This is a genomic window from Pseudomonas sp. F01002 (assembly GCF_004402115.1).
GTDB classification, from domain to species: domain Bacteria; phylum Pseudomonadota; class Gammaproteobacteria; order Pseudomonadales; family Pseudomonadaceae; genus Aquipseudomonas; species Aquipseudomonas frigoris.
On the sequence record NZ_SOPU01000015.1, the window covers coordinates 489,118 to 506,711 of the forward strand.

Here is a 17,594-nt window from a genome sequence, read left to right on the forward strand (position 1 = left end):
TTCGGCAACATCGCCGAGACGCTGTTACGCAGTGCCGGAATCCCACTCGAACCGCCCGTGAAAAACACCGTATCCACCTGATCGACCCGCACGTTGGCGTCGTTCAGTAGCTGGGTCACGCTGTTGCGCACGCGCTCGAGCAGGTTGTCGATGGCCGATTCGAACAGTGCCCGGCTCAACTCCACGCTCAAACCCGGTTCGATGCGGTCCAGCGGCACATGGCGGCTGTCGGCGTTGGTCAGCTGGATCTTGGTTTCTTCCACTTCCATGGCCAGCCAGTGGCCGGCACGCTGGTCGATCAGCTTGAACAGGCGATCGATGCCGCCGGTGTCTTCGATGTCGTAGCGCATGCTGCCCAGCGCCAGGGTCGACTTCTGCGAATACACCGAGTTGATGGTGTGCCAGGTCGCCAGGTTCATGTGGTGGCTGGTCGGCATGTAAGCGCCGCTCTTCATCCGGCTACCGTAGCCGAATAGCGGCATCAGGCCTTGCAGGCTCAACTGCTTGTCGAAATCGGTCCCGCCGATGTGCACGCCGCCGGTGGCGAGGATGTCATCGTGACGGTTGTCGTGGGTACGGCGTTCAGGGGACAGACGCACCAGCGAGAAGTCTGACGTACCACCGCCGATGTCGACGATCAGTACCAGCTCTTCTTTTTCGATGGTCGACTCATAGTCGAAAGCCGCCGCAATCGGTTCGTACTGGAACGAAACGTCTTTGAAACCGATGGCGCGGGCCACGTCCACCAGGGTGTTTTCGGCTTCCTGGTCGGCCATTTCATCGTCATCGACGAAGAACACCGGACGACCGAGCACCACTTCATCGAACTCGCGACCGGCGGCGGTTTCGGCGCGCTTCTTCAGCTGGCCGATAAACAGTCCGAGCAGGTCCTTGAACGGCATCGCCGTGCCGAGGACGCTGGTGTCGTGCTTGATGAGCTTGGAGCCCAGCAGGCTCTTGAGCGAGCGCATCAACCGGCCTTCATAGCCTTCCAGGTACTCGTGCAGCGCGAGGCGGCCGTACACCGGGCGGCGTTCTTCCATGTTGAAGAAGACCACCGAAGGCAGGGTGATCTTGTCGTCCTCCAGCGCGATCAGCGTTTCCATGCCGGGGCGCAGCCAGCCGACGGTGGAGTTGGACGTGCCGAAGTCGATACCACAGGCACGGGCTGGAGATGCGTTTTTCATGTCTTTCGAGTTCCGGTTAAAAAACGGCCGCGCAGTGTATGTCAGTGCGGCGCAGATTCGAAGGCCGACTATCCGCTAAATCTCAGCGATTAGCGCCTTGATAAGATGCCCCGATGCCCCAAACTTGTCTGCATTGGGCCTGGCAGCCATCGGACGGTCGCAAGAACCGCCCACCGCTGCCGATATAAACTTCTGATGCGCTGCCCGGTCACAACCTTGAGATCGGTCAACCCGGCGGCTGCCAATAAGCGCATGCTGCCGGTGGTGGCGCGATATCGATAACGGATGGTGATCCTTAGATGGACTTCAAAGACTATTACAAGATTCTCGGTGTGGAACCGACCGCGGACGATAAGACGATCAAGGCCGCCTATCGCAAGCTGGCGCGCAAGTATCACCCGGACGTCAGCAAGGAAAAGGACGCCGAGTCCAAATTCAAAGACGCCTCGGAAGCCTATGAAGCGCTGAAAAGCGCCGACAAGCGCGCCGAATACGACGACTTGCGCAAATACGGCCAGCACGGCCAACCGTTCCAGGGCCCGCCGGGTTGGCAGGGTCGTGGCGCAGGCGGTTTCGGCGGTGGTCAGGACACAGGCGATTTTTCGGACTTCTTCAGTTCGATTTTCGGCAACCGTGGCCCTGGTTTTGGTGGTGGACAGTCGGGCCGTAGCGCCGGACGTCGAGGGCAAGACGTGGAAATGGAACTTGGGATTTTTCTGGAAGAAACCCTCTCGAACGAATCGAAGAAGGTCACCTTCCAGGTGCCGCAGTACAATGCTGCCGGCCAGCATGTCAGCAACACCAGCAAAAGCCTGAACGTGAAGATCCCGGCCGGCGTGACCGACGGCGAGCGCATCCGCCTCAAGGGCCAGGGTGCACCGGGCACGGGTGGCGGGGCCAATGGCGACTTGTTCTTGATCATTCGCTTTGCGCCGCACCCCAAGTTCGACGTCGAAGGCGAGAACCTGATCATTACCTTGCCGTTGGCTCCGTGGGAATTGGCGTTGGGCGCCGAAGTTGCCGTGCCGACCCTGACGGGCAAGATCAACCTCAAGGTTCCGGCCGGCAGTCAGAATGGCCAGCGCATGCGCGCCAAGGGCCACGGCTTGATGAACAAGGCCGGCCATCGCGGTTATCTGTTTGTACAACTCAAGGCCGTCATGCCTAACGCCTCGGACGACGAGGTCAAGGCGTTGTGGCAGGAACTGGCGAAAAAAGCGGCTTTCAACCCCAGAGAACACTTCTGATCCAAGAGACGGAGTAGCCCATCATGAGCAACCCCCTGATCGTTCAACTGGACATGGCAGAATTCTGTGAGGCGACCGACCTGTCGGACGTCTACGTGATCGAAATCGTCGAACACGGCATCCTCGAACCTCAGGGCAACCAGCCCAAGGATTGGCGTTTCAACGATTATGAGTTGGCACTGGCCAAACGTGCCGCCAAGCTGCGGCACGATCTGGAGCTGGAATGGGAAGGCGTCGCCCTGGCGCTGGACCTGCTTGAAGAAGTGCAGCAACTGCGGGCCGAGAACCGCATGCTCAAGCAGCGGCTGGGGCGGTTGGTGGTTGAGTAATCGTTCTGATGTTTTTGTGGCGCCTGCCAGTCCGCTTTCGCGAGCAAGCCCGCTCCCACAGTAGATCGCTGGCGTGCACAAATCTTGTTCACAGAAAATCACCTGTGGGAGCGGGCTTGCTCGCGAAGAACGATAACGCGGTCTCCCGGCATCACACCTTTCTGGGCAACACCACGGTAAACAGCGTGCCATCGGTCTCGTTCGAGCTGACCTCGATCGTCCCGGAATGGGCGTTGACCACTTCCTTGACGATAAACAGGCCCAAACCGAGGCTGGTGGATGGCTGGCCGAGCTCTTCGTCGGCGCTGCGCACCAGTGGATCGAAGATCGTGCCGATAGCATCCTCGGGAATCGGCGCTCCGTAGTTATGCACCGTGAGGCGAACCGCGTCGGGTTCGCCGCTGAGGGTGACTGTCACGTCACGCTTGTTCAAACCATGTTGCAACGCATTGCCGATCAGGTTCTGCAGCAGTTGGTCAAGCCTCCCGGCATCCCACACACCGCGGGTGTCCCCCACTACGTTCAGCGTCGGATCGCATTCCGGGTTACCGGCGCAGGCTTGGGCAATCGCAACATGTGCGGCGTCGGCCAGGTCCATGGGCGCCGGTTCGATCGGCAGGCTCTTGCCCAAGCGGCTGCGCACCAGTTCCAGCAAATCGCTGACCATCACCGCCATGTGCCGCGCACCGCGCTTGATGTTGATCGCGAAGGTCAGCGCGTCGTCCTCGAGCGTGGTTTTGCGCAGCAGCATTTCAGTGGACATGCTCACCGCTTGCAGTGGCGCTCGCAGGTCATGGCCAAGAATCGCCAGGAACATGTCCCGCGAGCGATTGACCTGCTCGGCATAGGCCGCCGTCGATTCGGCAAGCGCTTCATCGATGGCTTCGTTGAAGCGGATCATGTCCTGGAAATAGGCCAGGTCCGGCGATTCCAGGCTGTCGACCCACAGGCGAATCACACAGGCACGCAGGTGACGGAATTCGCTGGTCATCTGCACCAGATCGAAACCCACGGTGTGGCGCAATTCACCATGCTGGCACCGGCTTCGTCCAGGCTTGGGGTTTTTTCCGGGCCTTCACCCTTGGCTTTGGCGAGCTGTTCGCTGGCGGTCTGGGGCTTGGTCATGTCCCGGGCGGCGGCGAGCAGAATCGCCCTGGCGTGGTCGCGCAAGGCTACTCGGTCCATGTTTTCGGCTGCCGGGGTGATGGTACTGGCGAACTGTTCCCATTCATCGACGATACGGTCTACGTGCTGGGCGATGAAATCACTGAGGCGCATGGGCGTTTACCTTAAGCGCAAAGGGCGGGTGAGGCATCTTAGCCCCATATCTGACGTTAGCGAATACTCCGGATGGCGCTCGAACCGGGGCAAATCCGACCTCAGGGCTGGTGCCGCTTGAAGTCGGGCCTTGCGGATTCAGAACAGGAAATACCGTTGGGCCATCGGCAGGGTTTCTGCCGGCTCACACCACAACAGCACGCCATCGGCCTTGACTTGATAGGTCTGTGGATCGACGTCGATGTTCGGCAGATAGTCGTTGTGGATCAGATCGGTTTTCTGCACCTCGCGGCAACCTTTGACCACTGCGATTTTCTTCTTCAAACCCAGGGCTTCGGGCAATCCGGCGTCCTGCGCGGCCTGACTGATGAAGGTCAGGCTGGTGGCGTGCAGCGACCCACCGTAACTGGCGAACATCGGGCGGTAATGCACCGGTTGCGGCGTCGGGATCGAGGCGTTGGCGTCCCCCATCAGGCTGGCCGCAATCGCGCCACCCTTGAGGATCAGCGTCGGTTTCACGCCAAAAAACGCCGGGCGCCACAGCACCAGATCCGCCCATTTTCCCACCTCGATGGAACCCACTTCATGGCTGATGCCATGGGTGATCGCCGGGTTGATCGTGTACTTGGCGATGTAGCGTTTGGCGCGGAAGTTGTCGTTGCCTTCACCGTCACCGGGCAACGGGCCGCGCTGTTTTTTCATCTTGTCGGCGGTCTGCCAGGTACGGGTGATCACTTCGCCAACGCGGCCCATCGCCTGGCTGTCGGAGCTGATCATCGAGAACGCGCCGAGGTCGTGGAGGATGTCTTCGGCGGCGATGGTTTCGCGGCGGATGCGGCTTTCGGCGAAGGCCACGTCTTCGGCAATGCTTGGGTCCAGGTGATGGCAGACCATCAGCATGTCGAGGTGTTCGTCGATGGTGTTGCGGGTGAACGGCCGGGTCGGGTTGGTGGAACTCGGCAGCACGTTGGCAAACCCGCAGGCCTTGATAATGTCCGGGGCATGGCCGCCACCGGCGCCTTCGGTGTGATAGGTGTGGATGGTGCGGCCCTTGAAGGCGGCGAGGGTGGTTTCGACGAATCCCGATTCGTTGAGCGTGTCGGTGTGGATCGCCACCTGCACGTCGTACTGGTCGGCGACGTTCAGGCAGTTATCGATGCTCGCTGGCGTAGTGCCCCAATCCTCGTGCAACTTGAGGCCGATGGCACCGGCCTTGACCTGCTCGATCAACGGTTCCGGCAGGCTGGCGTTGCCCTTGCCGGTGAAGCCAATGTTCATTGGGAACGCATCGGCGGCCTGGAGCATGCGCGCCAGGTGCCACGGTCCGGACGTGCAGGTGGTTGCATTGGTGCCCGTGGCCGGGCCGGTGCCGCCGCCGATCATGGTGGTGACGCCGCTCATCAATGCTTCTTCGATCTGCTGCGGGCAGATGAAATGGATGTGCGTGTCGATGCCGCCCGCGGTGAGGATCATGCCTTCACCGGCGATGACTTCGGTGCTGGCACCGACCGCGATGGTCACGTTCGGCTGGATGTCCGGGTTGCCGGCCTTGCCGATGGCGGCGATGCGGCCGTCCTTGAGGCCGACGTCGGCCTTGACGATGCCCCAGTGGTCGATGATCAACGCGTTGGTGATCAGCGTATCGACGACATCTGCGGCGAGTAATTGGCTTTGACCCTGGCCGTCGCGGATGACTTTACCGCCGCCGAATTTCACTTCTTCGCCGTAGGTGGTGAAGTCTTTCTCGACCTCGATCCACAGTTCGGTGTCGGCTAGGCGGACCTTGTCACCGACGGTGGGGCCGAACATGTCGGCGTAGGCCTGACGGGAAATCTTCATTCGTTCGCCTTGAGATTTAATTGGATTTAAGACTGTTCGCTTCGCTCACAGATTCGCGAGCAAGCCCGCTCCCACATTTGTCCACATTCCATCTGGAGGAACTCGGCCTAATGTGGGAGCGGGCTTGCTCGCGAAGGGGCCAGTGCAGACACCGCATTAGTCAGAGATCACCCATGATCCTGCCAGCAAACCCGAACACCCGGCGATGTCCGGCCAGGTCTACCAACTCGACTTCGCGGCTCTGTCCCGGTTCGAAGCGCACGGCGGTGCCGGCAGGGATGTTCAGGCGCATGCCGCGGCTGGCGGCGCGGTCGAATGTCAGCGCATCGTTGGTTTCGAAGAAGTGGTAATGCGAGCCGACCTGGATCGGGCGGTCGCCGCTGTTGGCTACCTTCAGGCTGAGGGTGCGGCGGCCAACGTTAAGTTCGATGTCACCGGGCTGGATCTGGTATTCACCGGGAATCATCAATGGGCTCCTTGGAGAATCTTGTAGTAGAGCGCGGTCGGTTTGTAGCGACCGCTCGGGTCGCAGGCGTAGTCGGGGATTTCACCCGCGCGGGTGTAACCCAGGGCCTTGTAGAAGTCTTCGGCGGGAGAGCCGGCCTCGGTGTCGAGGTAGAGCATGCCGCGTTTGTGCTGGAGGGCGGCCGTTTCCAGTGCGCTCATCAACTGTTGGCCCAGGCCCCGGCGACGCGCATGTTCACGCACCAGCAGTTTTTGCACTTCGGCGCGGTTCAGTCCATTGGCTTTCTGGCACAAGGTCAATTGCACACTGGCCTGTACTTGCTCGTCCTTGACCACCACCCACAGCAGCACATTGCCCTTGTTCAGGTTCTCCTGGACATCATCGAAATAGGCTCGGGCCTGGGTGGCGTCAAGATTGGCCATGAACCCGACGCTGGCGCCATAGCCGACGGCGTCGAGCAGCAGATCAATCAAACCCTGACGATAGTGCGCAAAGCTTTCAACATTGACGCGGCGCAGTTGGGCGGCGTTCATGGCAAATTACTCCTTGTTGGCGGTCGGCGGTTCCGCGCCAGGATTGAGGGTCAGTTGCATAAAGGTCAGGTCCAGCCAGCGACCGAACTTGGTGCCCACCTGAGGCATCTGGCCGGTCGTCACGAAACCGGCTCGTTCATGCAGGCGAATAGAAGAGGCGTTACCGCTTTCGATGGCGGCGACCATCACGTGTTTTCCACAGCCTTGGGCGCGCTCGATCAACGCGGTCATCAATTGCGGGCCGAGACCATTGCCACGCTGGTCGCTGCGCACGTAAACCGAGTGCTCGACGGTGTGGCGGAACCCGTCGAACGGCCGCCAGTCACCGAATGAAGCGTAGCCCAGCACCGTGTTGTCGCCTTCGACGATCACCAAAATCGGGTAGCCCTGGGATTGCCGGGCGCTGAACCAGGCCTGGCGGTTACCCAAATCCACGGCCTGTTCGTTCCAGATGGCCGTGGTGTTGAGCACGGCGTCGTTGTAGATGTCGCGGATCGCCGGCAAGTCGGCATGCGCTGCATCGCGGATGTGGTAAGTCATGGCGCGGCCTCAGGCGATCGGTTGGTGAACGGTGACCAGTTTGGTGCCGTCGGGAAAGGTCGCTTCGACCTGGATCTCCGGGATCATTTCCGGGATGCCTTCCATCACTTGTTCGCGGCTGAGCAGGGTGGTGCCGAAGTGCATCAGCTCGGCCACGGTGCGGCCGTCACGGGCGCCTTCGAGCAGCGCGGCGGAAATGTAGGCCATGGCTTCCGGGTAGTTGAGTTTCACGCCGCGCGCCAAACGCCGCTCGGCCACGAGGCCGGCAGTGAAGATCAGCAGCTTGTCTTTTTCGCGTGGGGTCAGGTCCATCGTTTGGAATCCATCTGGGCAGATAAAGTTATTGGATCTGTGAATACAAAACCTGTGGGAGCGGGCTTGCTCGCGAATGCGGTGTGTCAGGCGACATTAATGCTGACTGACACACCGCATTCGCGAGCAAGCCCGCTCCCACATTTGTATCGCATTTCAGGTGCTCCATATTCTGGGTGGGACCGCTTCCCGGCCAAGTAACACCGGCCTGAGCAATCGCCACAAATCAATCAGCCAGCCCCGCGCCAGCAGCGCTTCACTGGCCAGGCACCGTGCAATCAGAAGCCCCGGCAATTGCGTCAGATCTCCGCGCACCTCGTTGGGCAGAGCACGGCACCTCTCCAGCAATTCACTATCAACCTCCCCAGTCACCAACAGCGTCGCAAACACCGGTTGCCCATCCATCCCAATCGGCGAGTCAAGCAAACCATCGCCCCCGACAATGCGCTGGCGTTCGTGCCAGAGCAACTGGCCGTTGCGGCGGATGTCCAGCTGCGCCTGAAAATGGCCGAGGTCGAAACGCTCGCCGCTGGCCGGCCTGCCCAGCGCCACCACATCCCAGTAAAACAATCGGGCATCGCCTTCAAGGTCGATGCACGTGCTGAGTTCAGCCTGGGCGGCACTGAAAATGATCGTTTCTTGTGGCAACCATTCAAGTGTCGCACCGGTCGCCACTTTCAAATCCAGCTGCTGATAAGCGGGCCCCGCTGCGCGATACCACTTGGCCGCGCCGGGGCTGGTGATTTGCGCCCAGGCATCGCGGCCGACACTGGTCGAGATGTCCAGCCGATCACCCCCGGCAATCCCGCCGGGCGGGTGCACGATGATGTGCTGGCAAACCTCCGGCCCTTCGGCATACAGGTGCTTCTGCACCCGCAGCGGGCCTTTGTGGCGGCGCTGAACCGGGCGCGTACTGTCGCCGAATCGGGCGTAGCCGAGTTCCAGCTCGGCGTGCCAGCTCGGGGTAAACAGGGCAGTGGGAACAGGTAAATTCATGGCTTCTAATTATCGTGGGACGCTACAGATTAGATCGTAGCCTTATATCGTAACCAGACCGCGTACACCCTCGGCCTCCATATTTTCTCCGCGACCCTGTTGCACGATTTCGCCCCGGGACATCACCAGGTACTGATCGGCCAGTTCGGCGGCGAAATCGTAAAACTGCTCTACCAGCAGAATTGCCATGTCGCCACGGGCTGCGAGCTTCTTGATCACGGCGCCGATTTCCTTGATCACAGATGGCTGGATGCCTTCGGTGGGCTCGTCGAGAATCAGCAGGCGTGGACGGCTGGCCAACGCTCGGCCGATCGCCAATTGCTGCTGCTGGCCACCGGACAAGTCACCGCCTCGCCGCTGCTTCATCTGCAGCAGCACCGGAAACAGCTCGTAGATGAACGCCGGGACTTCCTTGGCTTCAGCACCGGGAAATCGCGACAGGCCCATCAACAGGTTTTCTTCCACGGTCAGCCGGCCGAAAATTTCCCGACCCTGAGGCACGTAAGCGATCCCTGCGTGAACCCGCTGGTGTGGCTTGAACGTGGTAATCGGTTTGCCTTCCCAGTTCACCGCGCCTTCTTTGGCCGGCAACAAACCCATCAGGCACTTGAGCAGGGTGGTCTTGCCGACGCCGTTACGGCCGAGCAGGCAGGTGACTTCGCCGACCTTCACGTCAAACGTCAGGCCGCGCAGGATGTGACTACCGCCGTAATACTGGTGCAGCTTGTCGACTTGCAGCATCTTTAAATTCTCCTCAGTCCCCTGTGGGAGCGGGCTTGCTCGCGAAGGCGGACTCACATTCAACATATGAGTTGACTGACACACCGCTTTCGCGAGCAAGCCCGCTCCCACATAGAGCAGTCCTCAACTGGCCTTAGCGGCCGAGGTACACCTCGATCACGCGCTCGTTATCCTGCACCTGCTCCAGCGACCCTTCGGCCAACACGCTGCCCTGGTGCAACACGGTGACGTGGTCGGCGATGGAGCCGACGAAGCCCATGTCGTGTTCCACCACCATCAGCGAATGCTTGCCCGCCAGGCTCTTGAACAATTCGGCGGTGAACTCGGTCTCGGCGTCGGTCATGCCCGCTACCGGCTCGTCGAGCAGCAGCAGTTGCGGGTCCTGCATCAGCAACATGCCGATTTCCAGAAACTGCTTCTGACCGTGGGACAACAAACCCGCCGGGCGATTGACCGACGTGGTCAGGCGAATGGTCTCCAGCACTTCGCTGATGCGATCTTTCTGTTCGCCACTCAGGCGAGCCCGCAGGCTGGCCCACACCGACTTGTCGGTTTTTTGCGCCAGCTCCAGGTTTTCAAAAACGCTCAAGGCTTCGAACACTGTCGGCTTCTGGAACTTGCGACCGATGCCGGCCTGGGCGATTTGCACTTCGCTCATCTGCGTCAGGTCGAGGGTTTCACCGAACCAGGCCTTGCCGTGACTGGGGCGAGTCTTGCCGGTGATCACGTCCATCAGCGTGGTCTTGCCCGCGCCGTTGGGGCCGATGATGCAGCGCAATTCGCCGACGCCGATGTACAGGTTCAGATCGTTCAGCGCCTTGAAACCATCGAAGCTGACGCTGATGTCTTCAAGCGTCAGGATCGTGCCGTGGCGCGTATTCAGGCCGGGGCCGACGCGTTGACCGAGGCCGATGGCGTCGCGGCTGCTGCCGGCGTCCCGGTTGGGTTCCAGTGGCGGAAAAAACGCCGGTTCGAGCATGAATTCAGCCGTCGCAGTCACTCTCATTGCTCACCCCTTTTTTTCAGCAAACCGATCACGCCTTTGGGCAGGTACAAGGTCACGACGATGAACAGCGCACCGAGGAAGAACAGCCAGTATTCCGGGAAGGCCACGGTGAACCAGCTCTTCATCCCGTTGACCACGCCGGCGCCGAGCAGTGGACCGATCAGCGTGCCGCGACCACCCAGCGCCACCCACACGGCGGCTTCAATGGAATTGGTCGGTGACATTTCGCTCGGGTTGATGATGCCGACTTGCGGCACGTACAGCGCACCGGCCAAGCCGCACAACACTGCGCTCAACACCCAGACGAACAGCTTGAAACCGCGCGGGTCGTAACCGCAGAACATCAGGCGGTTTTCCGCATCCCGCAGGGCGGTCAACACGCGACCGAACTTGCTCTGCGCCAGGCGCCAACCAATGAACAGGCTCGCCACCAGCAACACCACCGTGGCGAAAAACAGCACCGCACGAGTGCCCGGTTCGGTGATGCCAAAGCCAAGAATGGTGCGGAAGTTGGTAAAGCCGTTGTTGCCGCCAAACCCGGTTTCGTTGCGGAAGAACAGCAGCATCCCGGCAAAGGTCAGGGCTTGGGTCATGATCGAGAAATACACGCCCTTGATCCGTGAGCGGAAGGCGAAGAAGCCGAATACCAGCGCCAGCAACCCCGGTGCCAGCACCACCAGACACATCGACCAGAGGAAACTGCTGGTGCCGGTCCAGTACCACGGTAATTCAGTCCACGACAGAAAGGTCATGAACGCCGGCAAGCCATCGCCCGAGGCCTGGCGCATCAGGTACATGCCCATCGCGTAGCCGCCGAGGGCGAAGAACAAGCCGTGACCAAGGGACAACAGACCGGCGTAACCCCAGACCAGATCGAGGGCCAGCGCAACAATCGCGTAGCAGAGAATCTTGCCTACCAACGTCAGCGTGTAAGCCGAGACGTGAAACGTGCTGTCCGGCGACAACAACGACAGCAACGGCAACGCCAGCAGCAGAACGAGGATCACCGCGCCAACGGCGATCGTGACTTTGGGGCCGGCCTTTTGTGTGGCCGTGAGCATCAGAGGCTGATTCATCAGTCGATCACCCGTCCTTTCAGTGCGAAGAGGCCTTGCGGACGTTTCTGGATGAACAGAATGATCAGCGCGAGGATCAGGATCTTGCCGAGCACGGCACCGATCTGCGGTTCGAGAATTTTGTTGGCGATGCCGAGGCCGAACGCGGCGAGCACACTACCGGCCAGCTGACCGACGCCACCGAGCACCACCACCAGGAACGAGTCGATGATGTAGCTTTGGCCGAGGTCCGGGCCGACGTTGCCGATCTGGCTGAGGGCTACGCCACCGAGTCCGGCAATGCCTGAGCCGAGGCCGAAGGCGAGCATGTCGACACGCCCGGTTGGTACGCCGCAGCAGGCGGCCATGTTGCGGTTCTGGGTGACGGCGCGCACGTTCAAACCGAGGCGTGTCTTGTTCAGCAGCAACCAGGTGAGCACCACCACAAACAGCGCGAAGGCAATGATGACGATGCGGTTGTACGGCAGCACCAGATTCGGCAGCACTTGAATCCCGCCCGATAGCCACGCCGGGTTGGCCACTTCGACGTTCTGCGCACCGAACACCAATCGCACCAGTTGAATCAGCATCAGGCTGATGCCCCACGTGGCGAGCAGGGTTTCCAATGGACGGCCATAGAGGTGGCGAATCACCGTACGTTCCAGCGCCATGCCGATGGCGGCGGTGACGAAAAACGCCACCGGCAACGCGATCAGCGGGTAGAACTCGATGGCTTGCGGGGCGAAGCGCTGGAACATCAGCTGCACCACGTACGTCGAGTACGCGCCGAGCATCAGCATTTCGCCGTGGGCCATGTTGATCACGCCGAGCAGGCCGAAGGTGATCGCCAGACCGAGTGCGGCAAGCAACAGGATCGAACCGAGGGACATGCCGCTGAAGGCTTGGCCGAGGATCTCGCCGATCAGCAATTTGCGTTTGACCTGAGCGAGGCTGGTTTCGGCAGCGGTGCGTACGCCGGCGTCGGCTTCGACACCAGGTTGCAGCAGGCTTTCGAGGCGGGTGCGAGCCAGTGGGTCACCGGTTTCACCGAGCAGACGCACAGCGGCAAGGCGCACGGGCGGGTCGGTGTCGACCAGTTGCAGGTTGGCCAAGGCCAGGCTTAGGGCGGCGTGAACGGTTTCGTCTTTTTCGCCAGCCAGTTGCTGGTCGAGAAATTTCAACTGTGCCGGTTTGGCGCTTTTCTGCAATTGCTGCGCGGCGGCCAGACGGGTTTTGGCGTCGGTGGCGAGCAATTGGTGGCTGGCCAGTGCGGTGTCGATCAGACCCCGCAGGCGGTTGTTCAGACGCAGGGTTTTCGGTTGACCGTCGACGGTCAACTCACCTTGCTGCAGGGCGTTGATCAGCTCGATACGGGCCGGATCGGGCTGCGCGGCCCAGGCTTCCAGAAGCTTGGCTTGCTGCACGGGATTGGCCGCGACGAAGTCTTCGGCGTCGCTGGCAAAAGCAGCCATCGGTAAAAGCAATGCGATGACCAGGAAGAAGCGGTAAAGGGCGGTGGGCATATGTATGGCCTTGCGCGGACTAAATGTGGGAGCGGGCTTGCTCGCGAATGCGGTGTGTCAGTCACATTAATGTTGGATGTGCCGCCGTCTTCGCGAGCAAGCTCGCTCCCACAGGGATTTGTGTCGGGCCCGAGCTCCATACCCGGCCCCGACATCCAGTGGCTTAGTTGCTCTTCACCGCATAATCCGGCTTCTTGTCGTTACCCGAGATGAACGGGCTCCACGGCTCGGCACGGATCGGCCCTTCGGTCTGCCACACCACGTTGAACTGACCGTCCGCCTGAATCTCGCCGATCATCACCGGTTTGTGCAGGTGGTGGTTGGTCTTGTCCATGGTCAGCGTGTAACCGGACGGCGCGGCAAAGGTCTGGCCAGCGAGGGCTTCGCGGACTTTGTCGACGTCAGTGGACTTGGCTTTTTCAGCCGCTTGCGCCCACATGTGGATGCCTACGTACGTGGCTTCCATCGGGTCGTTGGTCACCGCTTTGTCGGCGCCCGGCAAGTTGTGTTTCTTGGCGTAGGCTTTCCAGTCGGCAACGAACTTCTTGTTCGTCGGGTTCTCGACCGACTCGAAGTAGTTCCACGCCGCGAGGTTGCCCACCAACGGTTTGGTGTCGATGCCACGCAGTTCTTCTTCGCCGACCGAGAACGCCACGACCGGAACATCAGTGGCTTTCAGGCCCTGGTTGGCCAGCTCTTTATAGAACGGCACGTTGGAGTCGCCGTTGACGGTGGAGATGACCGCGGTCTTGCCACCGGCCGAGAATTTTTTGATGTTAGCCACGATGGTCTGGTAATCGGCGTGGCCGAACGGGGTGTAGACCTCTTCGATGTCTTTGTCGGCCACACCTTTGGAGTGCAGGAACGAGCGCAGGATCTTGTTGGTGGTGCGCGGGTAGACGTAGTCGGTGCCCAGCAGGAAGTAACGCTTGGCGCTGCCGCCTTCTTCGCTCATCAGGTATTCCACCGCCGGGATCGCCTGTTGGTTCGGCGCAGCACCGGTGTAGAACACGTTCGGCGACATCTCTTCGCCTTCGTATTGCACCGGGTAGAACAGCAGACCGTTGAGCTCTTCGAACACCGGCAATACCGATTTGCGCGACACCGACGTCCAGCAACCGAACACCACCGCCACCTTGTCCTGGGTCAGCAGCTGGCGGCCTTTCTCGGCGAACAGCGGCCAGTTCGACGCCGGGTCCACCACCACCGGTTCCAGCATCTTGCCGTTCACGCCGCCCTTGGCGTTGATCTCGTCGATGGTCATCAACGCCATGTCTTTCAGCGAGGTTTCGGAGATCGCCATGGTCCCGGACAACGAATGCAGAATACCGACCTTGATGGTCTCGGCGGCCTGGAGGCTCCAGGTCATGCCCATCGCGGCAATGCTTGCCGATAGTGTGAAAGCCTTGATCAAGCTGCGACGCTTCATTGTGCGATCTCCATGAACTTATGAATTTTCTTGGTGGCAGATGCGGACTACTGAAGGGGCTTTAGCAAGGGCTGTGCCTGGTCGGCAAAAGGCAGGGAAATGTCGTATTAGAGCGGTTGCGCGGTTTGGGCGACGCACCATGAAGGATCGCGCCTGGCGCGTTGGTGCGAAGAGGTGCGCCACATTGGGGCGTAGACCTGTAGGAGCTGTCGAGTGAAACGAGGCTGCGATCTTTTGATCTTGATTTTTTAAGATCAAAAGATCGCAGCCTCGTTTCACTCGACAGCTCCTACAGGGGGATGTGGGGGTTCAGCGTCGGCGCATTAGGCCGATGAAGAACAAGCCGCCGATGGCGGCAGTGGCAACGCCGATGGGCAAGTCTTCGGGGGCGATCAGGGTGCGGGCGGCGACGTCGACCCAGACGAGAAAGATGCTGCCCAACAACACGCACACCGGCAGCAATCGCCGATGCTCCGCCCCGACCAAACGTCGCGCAATGTGCGGCACCATCAGCCCGACAAACCCGATAGACCCGCTGATCGACACCAGCACTCCAGTCATCAGCGAAGCAATCAAAAACACCCGCAACCGCACGGTACGAGCGTTGAGTCCGAGGGTCACGGCCGTCTGCTCGCCCGCCATCAACGCATTCAGTGGCCGAGCCATTCCCAGCAACAACACCAACCCGAGCAACACGCTGGCCGCCGGCACTGCCAGCAATTCCCAGCGCGCCAACCCGAGCCCACCGAGCATCCAGAACATCACCGCCGAACTCGCGCGGTGATCGCCCAGAAACAGCAGCAGATTGGCGATCGCCATCATCACGAAGGACACCGCCACGCCGCACAACAGCAGCCGATCACTGTCCAGTCGCCCGTTGCGGTTGGCGATCATCAGCACGATCAACATGCTCAGCAACGCGCCGATAAACGCCGCGATCGGCAAGGTCAGCAAGCCGACGATTTCACCGACATGCAGCACCACAATCACCGCACCGAGGGTCGCGCCGGAGGTGACCCCGAGCAAATGCGGGTCGGCCAGCGGATTGCGCGTCACCGCTTGCAGCACCGCACCGATCAGCGCGAGCCCGGCGCCGACCAACGCACCCAACAGCATGCGAGGCACGCGAATCAGCCAGACGATGTGTTCCTGCCCAGCGGCCCAGTCCGGCACGCCGAAACCGAAAATCTTGTGCAACAGAATCCGCCACACCACGTCCACCGGCACCCGCGCCGGACCGAAGCCCAGCGACACCACGCACGACACCAGCAACAACGCGCCGAGGGCAACCAGCAACAAGGCGTAGCGACGATTGATCATTCGCCGTGGAAACCCTTGGCCAGGGTTTCAACCGCCAGCACGTTGTCGATCCCCGGCGTGGCCTGCACATACGGAATCACGATGAAGCGCTGGTTCTTGATCGCGTCCACCGATTGCAGCGCCTTGTTGTTCATCAGAAATTGCTCTTTCTGTTCGGCGGTGACTTCGCCGTAGTCGACGATCACGATCACCTGCGGATTGCGCTCGACCACGTTCTCCCAGTTGACCCGGGTCCAACTCGCGTCGACGTCGTCGAGAATATTGCGCCCGCCAGCGGCGTCGATCAGCGCTTGCGGCATACCGAGGCGGCCGGAGGTCATGGCGCGGTCTTCACCGCTGTCATAGAGGAACACGCGAGGTTTGTCCGCCGGCAGATCCTTGCGCACTTCGGCGACTTGCGCCTGCATCTGGGTGATCAAGACGTTGGCGCGATCCTGCACGTCAAAGATTTTGCCGAGGTTGCGCAGGTCGTTGTAAGTGTCTTCCAGACTGGCCGGCGGACGCTTCATCACGAACGCGCAGGACTCGGTCAGCTCGTAGACGTTGATGCCCAGCGGCTGCAACGTTTGCGGCGTGAGGTCACCACCCACGCGCATGCCGTAATCCCAACCGGCGAAGAAGAAATCAACGTTGGCGTTGAGCAGGGTTTCCACCGACGGGTACTTGGCCGCCAACTCCGGCAAGCCATCGAGGATGGTCTGCATCTGGGGCGTGACCGACTTCCAGCCGGTCACGCCGCTGTAGCCGGCCATGCTGGGTTTCAGGCCGAGGGCGAGCATCATCTGGGTCATGTTGATGTCGTGGCTGACCGCGTGTTTCGGCGCTTGCTTGAAGGTCACTTCGCGGTTGCAGCTCTGCACGGTCAACGGGTAGTGAGTGGCCTCGGCAAATGCTTGGGCATTGCCCAGCAACAGAGCGGCGCAAAGCAGGGAACGCAAAGTCATGGTTGGGTGATCCAGGTGATTCGTGGGTAGCCATGCAAGGGGTGTTCATCGATCAGCGCTTCGACGCCGAACACATCGCGCAGCAGTGGGGCGGTCAGAACTTCTTTGGGTGTACCGCTGGCGACGATGCGGCCGTGGTTGATCACGTACAACCGATCGCAGAAAGCGGCCGCCAGGTTCAGGTCATGGATGCTCGCCAGAGTGCCGATCTTCAGGCGTTTGACCCGTTGCAGCAGTTCGAGCTGATAGCGCGGATCGAGGTGATTGGTCGGCTCGTCGAGGATCAGCATTTGCGGTTGCTGAGCCAGGGCGCGGGCGAGGATCACGCGCTGTTTTTCACCGCCGGAGAGGGTGGCGAAGGCATGATCCTCGAAGCCTTTCAGACCGACTGAATCGAGGGCCTGGGTTGCGAGTTCTCTGTCCTCCAGGGTGTCGCCGTCGAACAGACCTTTGTGCGGTGTGCGGCCCATGGCGACGACTTCGTCGACGGTCAGACCGAAGGCGTCGGGGAATTCCTGCAGGACCACGGCGATGCGTTGCGCGCACCAGCGCGAGGATTGCTTCCAGACGTTGTGGTGGTCGAGCTTGACCTCGCCGCTCTCGGGTTTGCTGAAGCGCCAGGCACAGCGCAGCAGGCTGGTTTTGCCGCTGCCGTTGGGGCCGATCAGACCGACGAACTCACCGGGGAGCACGTGCAAGGTTGCATCACGCAGTTGGAACTGGTGATGGCAATGGCCGTGGCTCAGGGGTGTCCAGGCGAGGTTTGTGAGGTTCAGCGAGGTCATGCATCTACTCTGAAATATTCGGTGTTGCTGACGGCCTCATCGCGAGCAAGCCCGCTCCCACAGT

17 protein-coding genes and 1 pseudogene are annotated in these 17,594 nt (G+C 60.8%); 2 read left to right on the forward strand and 16 right to left on the reverse strand.

From position 1 onward, the window contains the following. The coding region (locus E3W21_RS11780) for an Hsp70 family protein (protein ID WP_134419979.1) at positions 1 to 1,187 on the reverse strand (1,187 nt) is incomplete at its 3' end. A 299-nt stretch (positions 1,188 to 1,486) separates the two neighbouring features. Here E3W21_RS11780 and E3W21_RS11785 point away from each other — a divergent pair. Both E3W21_RS11785 and E3W21_RS11790 read left to right on the forward strand, forming a co-directional pair. Then, positions 1,487 to 2,434, forward strand: a complete 948-nt coding sequence (locus E3W21_RS11785; RefSeq protein WP_129438904.1) for a DnaJ C-terminal domain-containing protein — start codon at positions 1,487 to 1,489, stop codon at positions 2,432 to 2,434. A gap of 23 nt (positions 2,435 to 2,457) precedes the next feature. Continuing rightward, the gene (locus E3W21_RS11790; protein WP_129438902.1) at positions 2,458 to 2,763 is read left to right on the forward strand and encodes a chaperone modulator CbpM; all 306 of its coding nucleotides are present in this window, start codon (positions 2,458 to 2,460) and stop codon (positions 2,761 to 2,763) included. Positions 2,764 to 2,914: 151 nt separating this feature from the next. On the opposite strand, the pseudogene E3W21_RS11795 reads toward E3W21_RS11790, so the two are convergent. The 15 genes and pseudogenes from E3W21_RS11795 to E3W21_RS11870 all read right to left on the reverse strand — a co-directional run bounded on the left by E3W21_RS11795 (position 2,915) and on the right by E3W21_RS11870 (position 17,530). Beyond that, positions 2,915 to 4,041, reverse strand: a pseudogene (locus tag E3W21_RS11795) (sensor histidine kinase). 138 nt (positions 4,042 to 4,179) lie between these two features. Then, entirely contained in the window at positions 4,180 to 5,880 is a 1,701-nt protein-coding gene (ureC, locus tag E3W21_RS11800; protein ID WP_134419887.1) for an urease subunit alpha, read from the reverse strand. Between the two features lie 160 nt (positions 5,881 to 6,040). Then, positions 6,041 to 6,346: an urease subunit beta gene (locus tag E3W21_RS11805; RefSeq protein WP_030128285.1), complete on the reverse strand. Its 306-nt coding sequence runs from the start codon at positions 6,344 to 6,346 to the stop codon at positions 6,041 to 6,043. Then, positions 6,346 to 6,879 carry a GNAT family N-acetyltransferase gene (locus E3W21_RS11810; protein WP_095127352.1) on the reverse strand — a complete coding sequence of 178 codons (534 nt, stop codon included), beginning with the start codon at positions 6,877 to 6,879 and terminating at the stop codon, positions 6,346 to 6,348. The genes E3W21_RS11805 and E3W21_RS11810 overlap by 1 nt, the downstream gene beginning before the upstream one ends. Positions 6,880 to 6,885: 6 nt before the next feature. After that, positions 6,886 to 7,419, reverse strand: coding sequence for a GNAT family N-acetyltransferase (locus E3W21_RS11815; protein ID WP_134419889.1), 534 nt, complete (start codon positions 7,417 to 7,419; stop codon positions 6,886 to 6,888). Between the two features lie 9 nt (positions 7,420 to 7,428). After that, complete coding sequence (ureA, locus tag E3W21_RS11820) at positions 7,429 to 7,731, reverse strand: urease subunit gamma (RefSeq protein ID WP_033055605.1); 303 nt, start codon at positions 7,729 to 7,731, stop codon at positions 7,429 to 7,431. A gap of 156 nt (positions 7,732 to 7,887) precedes the next feature. Beyond that, entirely contained in the window at positions 7,888 to 8,727 is an 840-nt protein-coding gene (locus E3W21_RS11830; protein WP_134419891.1) for an urease accessory protein UreD, read from the reverse strand. 42 nt (positions 8,728 to 8,769) lie between these two features. Further along, positions 8,770 to 9,468: an urea ABC transporter ATP-binding subunit UrtE gene (gene urtE, locus E3W21_RS11835; RefSeq protein ID WP_129438890.1), complete on the reverse strand. Its 699-nt coding sequence runs from the start codon at positions 9,466 to 9,468 to the stop codon at positions 8,770 to 8,772. A 133-nt stretch (positions 9,469 to 9,601) separates the two neighbouring features. Next, positions 9,602 to 10,474, reverse strand: a complete 873-nt coding sequence (gene urtD, locus E3W21_RS11840; RefSeq protein WP_056746276.1) for an urea ABC transporter ATP-binding protein UrtD — start codon at positions 10,472 to 10,474, stop codon at positions 9,602 to 9,604. Further along, positions 10,471 to 11,550, reverse strand: a complete 1,080-nt coding sequence (urtC, locus tag E3W21_RS11845) for an urea ABC transporter permease subunit UrtC (RefSeq protein ID WP_046044782.1) — start codon at positions 11,548 to 11,550, stop codon at positions 10,471 to 10,473. The genes urtD and urtC overlap by 4 nt, the downstream gene beginning before the upstream one ends. After that, positions 11,550 to 13,052: an urea ABC transporter permease subunit UrtB gene (gene urtB, locus E3W21_RS11850; protein WP_134419893.1), complete on the reverse strand. Its 1,503-nt coding sequence runs from the start codon at positions 13,050 to 13,052 to the stop codon at positions 11,550 to 11,552. Before urtB ends, urtC begins: the two co-directional genes overlap by 1 nt. A gap of 163 nt (positions 13,053 to 13,215) precedes the next feature. After that, on the reverse strand, positions 13,216 to 14,481 hold the full coding sequence (gene urtA / locus E3W21_RS11855) for an urea ABC transporter substrate-binding protein (protein ID WP_134419895.1): 1,266 nt from the start codon (positions 14,479 to 14,481) through the stop codon (positions 13,216 to 13,218). Between the two features lie 309 nt (positions 14,482 to 14,790). Next, entirely contained in the window at positions 14,791 to 15,801 is a 1,011-nt protein-coding gene (locus E3W21_RS11860; protein ID WP_134419897.1) for an iron ABC transporter permease, read from the reverse strand. After that, a complete protein-coding gene (locus E3W21_RS11865) occupies positions 15,798 to 16,745 on the reverse strand; it encodes an ABC transporter substrate-binding protein (RefSeq protein ID WP_134419899.1) in 948 nt (315 codons plus the stop codon). The genes E3W21_RS11860 and E3W21_RS11865 overlap by 4 nt, the downstream gene beginning before the upstream one ends. Next, positions 16,742 to 17,530: an ABC transporter ATP-binding protein gene (locus E3W21_RS11870; protein ID WP_134419901.1), complete on the reverse strand. Its 789-nt coding sequence runs from the start codon at positions 17,528 to 17,530 to the stop codon at positions 16,742 to 16,744. The genes E3W21_RS11865 and E3W21_RS11870 overlap by 4 nt, the downstream gene beginning before the upstream one ends. Positions 17,531 to 17,594: the final 64 nt, after the last annotated feature.

Coding starts and splice junctions, on each gene's coding strand:
- ureA (WP_033055605.1), bottom strand. CDS start 7,731: ATGGACCTGACCCCACGCGAAAAAGACAAGCTGCTGATCTTCACTGCC.
- E3W21_RS11815 (WP_134419889.1), bottom strand. CDS start 7,419: ATGACTTACCACATCCGCGATGCAGCGCATGCCGACTTGCCGGCGATC.
- E3W21_RS11830 (WP_134419891.1), bottom strand. CDS start 8,727: ATGAATTTACCTGTTCCCACTGCCCTGTTTACCCCGAGCTGGCACGCC.
- urtD (WP_056746276.1), bottom strand. CDS start 10,474: ATGAGAGTGACTGCGACGGCTGAATTCATGCTCGAACCGGCGTTTTTT.
- E3W21_RS11785 (WP_129438904.1), top strand. CDS start 1,487: ATGGACTTCAAAGACTATTACAAGATTCTCGGTGTGGAACCGACCGCG.
- E3W21_RS11865 (WP_134419899.1), bottom strand. CDS start 16,745: ATGACTTTGCGTTCCCTGCTTTGCGCCGCTCTGTTGCTGGGCAATGCC.
- E3W21_RS11870 (WP_134419901.1), bottom strand. CDS start 17,530: ATGACCTCGCTGAACCTCACAAACCTCGCCTGGACACCCCTGAGCCAC.
- urtA (WP_134419895.1), bottom strand. CDS start 14,481: ATGAAGCGTCGCAGCTTGATCAAGGCTTTCACACTATCGGCAAGCATT.
- ureC (WP_134419887.1), bottom strand. CDS start 5,880: ATGAAGATTTCCCGTCAGGCCTACGCCGACATGTTCGGCCCCACCGTC.
- urtE (WP_129438890.1), bottom strand. CDS start 9,468: ATGCTGCAAGTCGACAAGCTGCACCAGTATTACGGCGGTAGTCACATC.
- urtB (WP_134419893.1), bottom strand. CDS start 13,052: ATGCCCACCGCCCTTTACCGCTTCTTCCTGGTCATCGCATTGCTTTTA.
- urtC (WP_046044782.1), bottom strand. CDS start 11,550: ATGAATCAGCCTCTGATGCTCACGGCCACACAAAAGGCCGGCCCCAAA.
- E3W21_RS11805 (WP_030128285.1), bottom strand. CDS start 6,346: ATGATTCCCGGTGAATACCAGATCCAGCCCGGTGACATCGAACTTAAC.
- E3W21_RS11860 (WP_134419897.1), bottom strand. CDS start 15,801: ATGATCAATCGTCGCTACGCCTTGTTGCTGGTTGCCCTCGGCGCGTTG.
- E3W21_RS11790 (WP_129438902.1), top strand. CDS start 2,458: ATGAGCAACCCCCTGATCGTTCAACTGGACATGGCAGAATTCTGTGAG.
- E3W21_RS11810 (WP_095127352.1), bottom strand. CDS start 6,879: ATGAACGCCGCCCAACTGCGCCGCGTCAATGTTGAAAGCTTTGCGCAC.